17 protein-coding genes are annotated in these 9,410 nt (G+C 57.2%); all 17 read left to right on the plus strand.

The annotated features are described in order from the left end of the window. Positions 1 to 100: ribosomal protein S19 family protein (locus ACIREA_RS18875; protein WP_397383901.1), on the plus strand; the 100-nt coding region annotated here is incomplete at its 5' end. A gap of 22 nt (positions 101 to 122) precedes the next feature. After that, positions 123 to 902 (plus strand): hypothetical protein, encoded by a 780-nt coding sequence (locus ACIREA_RS18880; protein WP_397383891.1) that lies wholly within the window; start codon positions 123 to 125, stop codon positions 900 to 902. 26 nt (positions 903 to 928) lie between these two features. Next, a complete protein-coding gene (gene rplV / locus ACIREA_RS18885; protein WP_294398976.1) occupies positions 929 to 1,366 on the plus strand; it encodes a 50S ribosomal protein L22 in 438 nt (145 codons plus the stop codon). Between the two features lie 33 nt (positions 1,367 to 1,399). After that, on the plus strand, positions 1,400 to 2,191 hold the full coding sequence (gene rpsC / locus ACIREA_RS18890; RefSeq protein WP_397383892.1) for a 30S ribosomal protein S3: 792 nt from the start codon (positions 1,400 to 1,402) through the stop codon (positions 2,189 to 2,191). Positions 2,192 to 2,237: 46 nt separating this feature from the next. Continuing rightward, the gene (gene rplP / locus ACIREA_RS18895) at positions 2,238 to 2,660 is read left to right on the plus strand and encodes a 50S ribosomal protein L16 (protein ID WP_397383893.1); all 423 of its coding nucleotides are present in this window, start codon (positions 2,238 to 2,240) and stop codon (positions 2,658 to 2,660) included. 17 nt (positions 2,661 to 2,677) lie between these two features. After that, the gene (gene rpmC, locus ACIREA_RS18900; RefSeq protein ID WP_294398985.1) at positions 2,678 to 2,896 is read left to right on the plus strand and encodes a 50S ribosomal protein L29; all 219 of its coding nucleotides are present in this window, start codon (positions 2,678 to 2,680) and stop codon (positions 2,894 to 2,896) included. Between the two features lie 34 nt (positions 2,897 to 2,930). After that, positions 2,931 to 3,215, plus strand: a complete 285-nt coding sequence (gene rpsQ, locus ACIREA_RS18905; RefSeq protein WP_397383894.1) for a 30S ribosomal protein S17 — start codon at positions 2,931 to 2,933, stop codon at positions 3,213 to 3,215. A gap of 43 nt (positions 3,216 to 3,258) precedes the next feature. Further along, the gene (rplN, locus tag ACIREA_RS18910) at positions 3,259 to 3,627 is read left to right on the plus strand and encodes a 50S ribosomal protein L14 (RefSeq protein ID WP_294398988.1); all 369 of its coding nucleotides are present in this window, start codon (positions 3,259 to 3,261) and stop codon (positions 3,625 to 3,627) included. A gap of 5 nt (positions 3,628 to 3,632) precedes the next feature. Beyond that, positions 3,633 to 3,917, plus strand: a complete 285-nt coding sequence (gene rplX / locus ACIREA_RS18915) for a 50S ribosomal protein L24 (protein WP_300202268.1) — start codon at positions 3,633 to 3,635, stop codon at positions 3,915 to 3,917. Positions 3,918 to 4,008: 91 nt separating this feature from the next. Then, positions 4,009 to 4,593: a 50S ribosomal protein L5 gene (gene rplE, locus ACIREA_RS18920; RefSeq protein ID WP_397383895.1), complete on the plus strand. Its 585-nt coding sequence runs from the start codon at positions 4,009 to 4,011 to the stop codon at positions 4,591 to 4,593. A gap of 27 nt (positions 4,594 to 4,620) precedes the next feature. Next, positions 4,621 to 5,010, plus strand: a complete 390-nt coding sequence (gene rpsH / locus ACIREA_RS18925; RefSeq protein WP_395730657.1) for a 30S ribosomal protein S8 — start codon at positions 4,621 to 4,623, stop codon at positions 5,008 to 5,010. A gap of 21 nt (positions 5,011 to 5,031) precedes the next feature. Beyond that, positions 5,032 to 5,571 (plus strand): 50S ribosomal protein L6, encoded by a 540-nt coding sequence (gene rplF, locus ACIREA_RS18930; RefSeq protein WP_397383896.1) that lies wholly within the window; start codon positions 5,032 to 5,034, stop codon positions 5,569 to 5,571. A 15-nt stretch (positions 5,572 to 5,586) separates the two neighbouring features. Beyond that, positions 5,587 to 5,946, plus strand: coding sequence for a 50S ribosomal protein L18 (gene rplR / locus ACIREA_RS18935; protein WP_397383902.1), 360 nt, complete (start codon positions 5,587 to 5,589; stop codon positions 5,944 to 5,946). A gap of 19 nt (positions 5,947 to 5,965) precedes the next feature. Then, complete coding sequence (rpsE, locus tag ACIREA_RS18940; protein ID WP_397383897.1) at positions 5,966 to 6,568, plus strand: 30S ribosomal protein S5; 603 nt, start codon at positions 5,966 to 5,968, stop codon at positions 6,566 to 6,568. A 30-nt stretch (positions 6,569 to 6,598) separates the two neighbouring features. Continuing rightward, a complete protein-coding gene (rplO, locus tag ACIREA_RS18945; protein ID WP_397383898.1) occupies positions 6,599 to 7,042 on the plus strand; it encodes a 50S ribosomal protein L15 in 444 nt (147 codons plus the stop codon). 94 nt (positions 7,043 to 7,136) lie between these two features. Further along, positions 7,137 to 8,639: a preprotein translocase subunit SecY gene (gene secY / locus ACIREA_RS18950; RefSeq protein ID WP_397383899.1), complete on the plus strand. Its 1,503-nt coding sequence runs from the start codon at positions 7,137 to 7,139 to the stop codon at positions 8,637 to 8,639. 17 nt (positions 8,640 to 8,656) lie between these two features. Then, positions 8,657 to 9,410, plus strand: a 754-nt coding sequence (gene map, locus ACIREA_RS18955; protein ID WP_397383900.1) for a type I methionyl aminopeptidase, incomplete at its 3' end; no start/stop codon positions are given.

A 9,410-nucleotide genomic window follows, 5' to 3' on the forward strand; every position in this document is an offset into this window, starting at 1 on the left:
CTATGTGACTGAAAACATGGTCGGTCACCGCCTCGGCGAGTTCTCCCTGACCCGTCTGTTCAAGTCTCACGGTGCCGTCACCGTCAAGGCCGCCAAGTAATTCCTGAGCATCGAGCATTTTCATGTTACTCCGCACTTCCATCACCTGCATCACTTTCTCGCTGCTTCTTGCAGTGGGTGTGTCAGGTGTGCGTGCGGACGACAAGCTCGAAAATCAGGAACTGCACATCTCGCTCCAAGTCGCCGCCGCGAAGATTCAAGCCCAGGATGCTCAAATCCTTGCGGCCAAGGATAAGAACGACGCGCTGGCTCAGAGCGCCGCTGCCGCCAATGCCGAAACCAACGAACTGAAAGACCGCTACGAAAAACTGCGCGGTCTCCTCGAAGGTCTGGGCGTTGGAGCACTCGAAAACTCCAAGGATCAAACTCAGGAGCGCCTGCTCGCTGCCCTCAGCGACCTGCGTATCATGAAAGAGCAGCGCGACGAACTCGCCAACGCTCTGATTGAACTGGCTGAATCGGGCATGGGCCTGATGAAAAGCGCCCAAAACGCTGATCCTGCCGCCGCCGACCGCCTGAACAAAGCCATTACCACTGCCGATGCTGCGCTTGTCAAAGCCGGTGGTGGTCAAAACGGTCAGGCTGTGGGTGACCTGCAAAACGCCCGCGTCGTCAGCCTGAAGAGTGAACTCGGCATCGCCGTTCTCTCCATCGGTGCTAAAGATGGGGTGAAGCCGGGAATGCCCTTTGAAATTTACCGCGAAGACAAGCCCATCGCGAAAGTCCTTGTTACTGAAGTCCGCAACTCTGTTTGTGGTGCCGTAGTCCAGGAACTGGCCACTGCCAATGATCCCGTCCGCGTCGGTGACCGGGGTCGCGTCGATCTCAACAAATCTCTCTAACGAAGTCAAGAACCCCCCCTCGCTTTATGTCCGTCCGTTCCGTCCTCAAATACGCCAGGATCTCCTCGCAGAAAGCCCGTCAGGTCACACGTGCCATCACCGGCATGCCCGTCTCCCAGGCGCTGAGCGTTCTCGACTTCACTCCAAAGAAAGCCGCCTTCCTTGTTGGCAAGACTCTTCGTTCCGCCATCGCGAACGCTGAGAACAACCACGAGCAGGATGCCTCTGAATTCATCGTTCAGTCCGCCATCGCCACTCCCGGCCCGGTCCTGAGCCGCATCATGCCACGCGCCCGTGGTTCAGCCGCTCCGATCAAGAAGCGCATGACTCACATCACCGTGATCATCGGCGCACCGAAGGCTGAAGAAGCCAAGGCTGAAGGCGAGAAGAAGGCTCCTAAATCCGCCCGCCGCAATGCTCCTGCCCTCAAGAAGGCAGCCAAAGCCAAGAAAGCTTCTGAATAACCGCAACGCCCCCCAACCGCACCTCTTCACTTTATGGGACAGAAAGTAAATCCGATCGGCTTCCGCCTTGCAGTCACCAAAGACTGGCGCTCCAAGTGGTACGCACCTGAAAAAGAATACGCAGACTCGCTCCACAGCGACCTTGCCATCCGTGCTTACCTCAAGGAAAAGCTCATGCAGGCCGCCATCTCCAAGATCGTGATTGAGCGCGCTTGGAACCAGGTCCGCGTGACTCTTCACACCGCCCGCCCGGGTCTCGTCATTGGCCGTAAGGGTCAGGAAATCGACGTCATGAGCCAGAAGGTCTCTGAAATGTGCGGTGGCAAACAGGTGAAGATCGACATCTTCGAAATCAAGCAGCCAGAACTCGACGCACAGCTCGTCGCTGAAGCCGTGGCCGTTCAGCTTGAGCGCCGTATTTCCTTCCGCCGCGCCATGAAGCGCTCCGTGCAGACCGCCATGGACATGGGTGCTGATGGCATTCGTCTCCGCTGCGCCGGCCGCCTCGGTGGTGCTGACATCGCCCGCGCTGAGTGGTATCGCCAGGGCAAGGTACCTCTTCAGACCCTGCGTATCCCGATCGATTATGGCTTCGCTGAAGCCCGCACTGTTTACGGCATCATCGGCGTCAAGTGCTGGATGAACCGCGGCAATGCTCCTGAAGGCGTTTCCCGTCCTTCCGGCGACCGTCGTCCACGCAGAGATGATCGTGGTGACCGCCGTCCAGGCGCTCCTGGTCCCCGTGGTGGTGACCGTGGCCGTCCAGGTGGTGGTGGTGGCTATGGTGCCCCAGCTACAGCCCCCGCTCCAGCAGCCCAGGCTTAATTTGCCCCTTCTTTCGAACTAAACCCTTTCCACCGGACCTAGACGTATGGCCCTTCTTCCAAGCAGAGTAAAATATCGCAAATCGCAGCGCGGCAACCGCGGCGGCAACGCCACCAGCGGCAACAAACTGGACTTTGGTGACTTCGGTCTCCAGACCCTTGAGCGCGGCTGGATCAAAAACATCCACATTGAAGCCTGCCGTGTGGCCATCACCCGCTACCTCAAGCGTAAAGGAAAAGTTTTCTGCCGTATTTTCCCTCACAAGCCAGTCACCCAGCGTCCACCGGAAGTCCGAATGGGTAAGGGTAAAGGCGCTCCAGAATTCTGGGTTGCAGTCGTCCTTCCAGGTCACATGCTGTTTGAAATTTCCGGCGTGAACGAAGCCACTGCTCGTGAAGCCTGCCGTCTTGCCGCTACGAAGCTGGGCCTCCGCTGCCGCTTCGTCAGCCGCGAAAGCCTGCACAAATAACCAACGCGAACTGAATTATGAAGATCAAAGAACTCCGTGAATCGACTGTGGAAGAACTCTCCGCACGCCGTCGCGAACTGAAGCAGGAAGCGCTGAATCTGCGTGTGCAGCAGAGCGCAGGTGGCGGTCAGCTCGAAAATCCAGCCCGTCTGACCCATATCCGCCGCGAGATCGCCCGGATCGAAACCATCATCACCGAGCGCACCCGCGCTGCGGCTGCCAAGAAGGCCGCCTGATTCGGTCATCACCCCCTGAAGCATTTCTAATATCATGAGCGAACCCACCGCAGCAGCCCCTGCAGCCACCGAAAAACCAGCCGTGCGCAAGACGCGCGTCGGCACCGTGGTGTCTGACAAGATGACGAAGACCATCGTCGTCAAAGTCGAACGCCGCGTTCCGCATCCAATCTTCAAGAAGATTGTGCGCAAAACCTCCAAGTTCTATGCCCACGACGAAAACAGCGTGGCCAAAGAAGGTGACAAGGTGCTCATCGCCGAAACCCGCCCACTTTCCAAGCTGAAGCGCTGGGAACTGATCGAAGTGCAGAAGCACTAGTCGTATTTTTTGAACCCCCTAACCTGACTAGGAGAAACAGTTTATGTTGCAAATGGAGTCCTCAATCCCGGTGGCTGATAACACCGGTGCCCGACTGGCCACGATGATCGGCGTGCTCGGCAAGAAAAACACCCGCTTCGCCTACGTTGGCGACATCATCACCGCTCACGTGCGTGAGTCGACCCCGACCGCTGCCGTGAAAAAAGGTGAAGTCGTCCGCGCTGTGATCGTGCGCACCTCGCACCCAATCCGCCGCGTCGATGGTTCGATCCTGCGCTTTGACCGCAATGCCATGGTCATCATCGACAAAGACAACAACCCGCGTGGCACCCGCATCTTTGGCCCAGTGGCCCGTGAACTGCGCGACAAAAACTTCATGAAGATCGTTTCCCTCGCACCTGAAGTGCTGTAATTCCAATGAGCCGTACCAAGACCCACGTTAAAAAAGGCGACAATGTCGTCGTCATTTCCGGAGCCGCCAAAGGCGCTCAGGGAGTTGTCCTGGCAGTGCAGACCGCTAAAAACCGCGTGCTCGTCGAAGGCGTGCGCATGATCAAGAAAGCGATCAAGCCAACCCAGCAAAATCAGGCCGGCGGCTTTCAAGAGCAAGAAGCCCCGATCCATATCTCGAATGTCAAGCGCGTTGATGCGCCTGTGAAAGAGAAGAAAAAGAAAGTTGCGAAGAAGAAGGCCAAGGCCTAAAGCAACGCCCCCCATTTGCCTCCCCCCTCGTCATCGTCGCTCCCGCACGGTGCGATCATCGAGGGAAAGGCGGCACAGCCCAAACTGAATCATGGAACACATCCTACAGACCCTATATAAAGAAAAACGCACTGAGCTGCAAACCCAGCTCGGTCTTGCCAACATCCACCAAGTACCTCAGCTCAAAAAAATCGTCGTGAACTGCGCCATCGGCAGTCAGGCAGAGCGTAAGCAGGCGATCGAAGACGCCGTGAATGAAGTGACTCTCATCACCGGCCAGAAGCCCGTCATCACCAAGAGCAAGAAGGCAATCGCCAACTTCAAACTGCGTGAAGGTGAAAACGTCGGCGTCAAGGTCACCCTTCGTGGTGGCAAGATGTATGACTTCATGATGCGTCTCGTGCGCACCGCCATCCCTCGTATTCGTGACTTCCGTGGTGTCGCCCCCCGTGCCTTTGACGGTCGTGGCAACTACACCCTCGGCGTTGCCGAACAGTCGATCTTCCCAGAAATCGAGCTCGATAAGATCAAGCGTCAGCTTGGTTTCGACATCACCTTCGTGACCAGCACGAACAATGATGACCACGCGCGTGAAATGCTGCGCACCCTGGGCATGCCATTCCGCACCCGCGTCGCTCAGCCGAAGAAGGAAGATGGCACTGAAGCCGCCGCATAACCCCAACACCCGGACACCCTCAGCGTCATGACCGACCCGATCGCAGATTTTCTCACCCGCATCCGCAACGCCTGCTCAGCACAGCAGGAGCAGGTGCTCATTCCCTTCTCCAAGTTGAAGGCCGAACTCTCCCGCATTTTGCAGGAAGAAGGCTACATCTGGGGCTACGAAGTGGACACCAACGCCACCCATCCCCGCCTTAAGCTCAAGCTCAAGTATCAGGACAAGACCGCCGTCATCCGCAAGATCGACCGCGTCAGCAAGCCTGGTCTGCGCAAGTATGTCGGCAGCACCGAGATTCCTCGCGTCCTTGGCGGCCTGGGCATCTCCATCCTTTCCACACCACGCGGCATCATGACTGGTGCCAAGGCCCGCAAGGCCAAAGTGGGCGGTGAACTCCTCGCCACAGTCTGGTAACCCCCAACCGTCACAACCATTATGTCACGCGTAGGCAAACAAATCATTTCCATTCCAGACAAGGTCACCATCAAGGTTGGTGACGACCGCTCTGTGCAGGTCAAAGGCCCGAAGGGCGAACTCGGCTGGACTCTTCCTCTCGGTGTTAAAGTCAATTCGGACGCCAAGACCATTAACGTCACCCGCGATTCCGAAGACCGCAAAGTGCGCGCCCTTCACGGCACCACCCAGCGTCTGATCTCGAACATGCTCATCGGCGTCAGCCAGGGCTACACTCGCAATCTTGAGATCCACGGCGTGGGTTTCCGTGCTGCGGTCAAAGGTTCGAACATTGATCTTCAGCTTGGCCAGTCCCATGACCGTCTGCACCCCATTCCAACGGGCGTGAAGGTGACCGTCACCGAAAACACCAAGATCGCCATCGAAGGCATCGACAAACAGGTTGTCGGCCAGCTCGCTGCTGACATTCGTGCTTACTACCCGCCAGAGCCTTATAAGGCCAAGGGCGTGCGTTATGTGGGCGAACACATCCGCCGTAAAGCCGGCAAATCCGTCAAATAATTTCCGGAGATACTCATCATGGCTCTTACCAATCGCAAAGATATCCGCGCTCGTATCCACAAGCGCATCCGCCGCAAACTCAGCGGCACCGCCGAGCGTCCCCGCCTCGCAGTTTACTTCTCGAACACGAACGTTTATGCCCAGGTCATCGACGACGCTGCCGGCAAGACGATCGTTTCGGCTTCCACCAAGGAAAAAGGCTACGGCGCTGGCAAGGCCAACGTCGAGAACGCCACGAAAGTCGGTGCTCTCCTCGCTGAGCGTGCCATGGCAAAAAACATCACCGAAGTGGTCTTTGACCGTGCCGGTTTCATTTATCACGGCAAGGTGAAAGCCCTTGCAGATGCCGCCCGTGAAAAGGGTCTGAAATTCTAAAACCGCCTCGCGTAAATTTATGGCCGAAGAAACAGTAGTTATCGATCCCCCAGCCGCCGCACCTGCGGAGGCTCCAGCACCAGCAGCTCCGACTCCTTCCTACGGTGGTTTCCGTGGTCGTGATGATCGTGCGCCGCGTGAGACGGATGGTGTCGAAAAAGTCGTTCACATCAACCGATGCGCCAAGGTGGTCAAAGGTGGTCGTCGCTTCAGCTTCAGCGCACTCGTCGTTTCCGGCGATGCCAAGGGCAAAGTGGGCTGCGGTTTTGGCAAGGCCAACGAAGTCTCCGACGCCATCAAGAAGGCGACCGAAGCTTCCCGCAAGAACATGTTCTCCATCTGCCTCAAGGACAGCACCATCCCTCATGAAGTGGTGGGCTCCCATGGTGGCGGACACATCCTCCTCAAGCCTGCCACGGCAGGTACCGGCATCATTGCTGGTGGCGGCGCCCGCGCCGTTCTTGAAGCTGCAGGCGTCAAGGACGTGATCGGCAAGTCGCTGGGTTCCAGCAACCACGCCAACGTTGTCCGCGCTACTCTTGCTGCGCTCACCGCACTGCGCCCTGCCGATGAAATCCTCCGCGCTCGCGGCAAGGAAATCAAAGAGCGCAAGGCCCTCTGATTGAATCTCTTTTTCCTCTTTTAAATTTCCATGCAACTCCAAGACGTCAAACCCCGCCCCGGTGCCAAGACGCGCCGCAAGCGCATCGGCTGTGGCGAAAGCTCCGGTCACGGTAAAACCTCCGGTAAAGGCAACAAAGGTCAGATGGCACGCGCTGGTCGTGGCATTCGCCCAGGCTTTGAAGGTGGTCAGATGCCAATGCATCGCCGTTTGCCAAAGAAGGGCTTCAACAACAAGCAGTTCAAGGACGTCTTCGAAGTCGTGAACGTTGGCGAACTTAACGAAGCCTTTCAGGATGGCGCTGTCATCAATGAAGCCGCACTGCGTGAATCAGGTCTGGTGAGCCGCAATTGCGACTTCATCAAGATTCTCGGCACTGGTGATCTTGCCCTCAAGCTCACTATCCAAGGCGCGAAAGTCAGCGCTACGGCCCGTGAAAAGATTGAGAAGGCAGGCGGTTCCATCGCTGCCTGATTTTTCTGACCCAACCAACCTCTTTGATGGGCCGGTCTCCGCGCAGCGAATGCTGTCAGGAAGCAGGCCCATCTTCGCTTAGAGCCTCTCTCTCATGATCTCTGCTTTCGCCAACAGCTTCAAAGTCCCCGAACTTCGCTCGCGCATCCTTTTCACCTTGGCGATGATTGTCATCGTCCGCATCGGCACGTCCATCACACTTCCGGGTGTTGATGCCACCGTGCTGAATGCCTGGATTGAAAACAAAGCGGGTGACAATGCCTCCGGTGCCTCACAGGTCGCCGCGCTGCTCAATATTTTCAGCGGGGGTGGGCTGCAGAACTGCGCTATTTTCGCTCTGGGTATCATGCCCTACATCAGCGCCAGCATCATGCTGCAGCTACTTACGGCTGTCTGGCCGCCGCTGAGCAAACTGGCACGTGAAGAAGGTGGTCGCCAGAAGATCACGCAATACACCCGTATTGCCACCATTGTGCTCTGCGTCTTCCAGGCCACACTCCTGGCCCAGTCTCTGCACGATCCTGCCCAGAACTACCTGATGGCCGGTTTGCAGGATGCCATCGATAAATTGGGCGGAAGGCCGCTTGTTCCAAATTACGGAGCTGGCTTCGTCTTCACCAGCGTCATCACCATCACTGCTGGCACCATGCTCATGATGTGGCTGGGCGAGCAGATCACGGACCGTGGCATTGGCAACGGTGTCTCCATCCTTATTTGCGTGAACATCGTTTCTGATCTCCCAGGTGCTCTGATTCAGGTCTGGCAGACTTTCGTTGGCAGCATCAAGGCCAGCCCAGCCAGCGCCTTCACCCTCGTCCTGCTCATGGGATTCATGATTCTGGTCATCGCTGGTGTTATTGCCCTGACGCAAGCGACACGACGCATCGCGATCACCTACGCCAAACGCGTTGTCGGTCGCAAGGTCTATGGTGGCCAGACACAGTATCTGCCGCTCAAGATCAATTATTCCGGCGTCATGCCGATCATCTTCGCCCAAGCCATCCTTCTGTTCCCCTCCACCATTCTGGCTTCGCTCTTCAAAGATGTGAACTGGATCCAGCGCATGGCGCTGTTCATCAGCAGTGGCTGGGTTTATTATGTGGCTTCCTCGCTGCTGATTTTCTTCTTCAGCTACTTCTGGGTGGCTACGATGTTCCAGCCGACGCAGATTTCTGAAGACCTTAAAAAGAGCGGTGGCTACGTTCCGGGCATTCGCCCTGGCAAGCCGACAGCTGACTTCCTCGACTTCACCATGAGCCGTCTCACCTTTGCCGGTGCCATCTTCCTGACTGGCCTTTATGTGATGCCGGGCGTCGTCAGCAGTTCGATGAAAATTTCCAGCTCGGCTGCTCAGTTCTTTGGCGGCACCAGCCTGCTGATCCTCGTTGGCGTCGTCCTTGATGTCATGCGCCAGGTCGAAACGCATCTGCTGCAGAGCCACTATGACGGTTTCCTCAAGAAGGGCCGTATCCGTGGTCGCGTGGATCGCATCCAGCAGGGCGCACGCGCCGTGGACTCCACCACCGTCGTGTGGCTGTGGGTTGCTCTCGCCATCATGGTCTTGATTGGCGTCGTGTACAAACTTGCTCTTAAGTGAGCCTCATCCAGCGCGTCATGGCTTTTGTAAAATCGGGGAACATCCCAATCCGTCACGGCGCGCAGCAGCAGGGTATCCGCAGGGCCTGCCAGGTCGCACGTGATGTGCTGATCAAAACCGCCTCACAGGTGCATGTTGGGGTGACGACCGCCGAAGTTGATCGCTTTGCCGCTGCCGAAATCAAGGCGTGCGGTGCCACCAGTGCCTTCCTTGGCTACCGCCAGTTTCCAGGTACCATCTGTATCTCCATCAACGAAGAAGTTGTTCATGGCATCGGTGGTCCGCGCGTGATTCAGGATGGCGACATCGTTAAAATCGATGTCGGTGTCTATTACGACGGCTGGGTAGGGGACAATGCTCTGACAGTTCCTGTTGGCAATGTGGCTAAGGAAACGCTGCATCTTCTCGCCGCCACCGAAGAATCACTTCTCAATGCCGTCAAATTCGCACGTGACGGCTGGATGCTTGGCGATTTGTGCCACAGCGTGGAGCACCACGTCACCCAATACGGTTACACCGTTGTGCGTGAGTTCGTCGGCCATGGGGTCGGCAGAAAGCTTCACGAAGAGCCGCAGGTGCCGAACTACGGAAAAAAGGGCGACCGCCCACGCCTCAAAGCTGGCATGACGCTGGCCATCGAACCCATGATCAACATGGGGACGGGGAAGACGCGCATCCTTGAAGATAAGTGGACCGTGGTCACCACGGATCGCAGGCCTTCGGCGCATTTCGAGCATGTGGTTCTCGTTACAACGGACGAGCCTGAGATCC

Origin of the sequence: Prosthecobacter sp., from assembly GCF_044373815.1 — a bacterium.
In the GTDB taxonomy this organism is placed as follows: domain Bacteria; phylum Verrucomicrobiota; class Verrucomicrobiia; order Verrucomicrobiales; family Verrucomicrobiaceae; genus Prosthecobacter.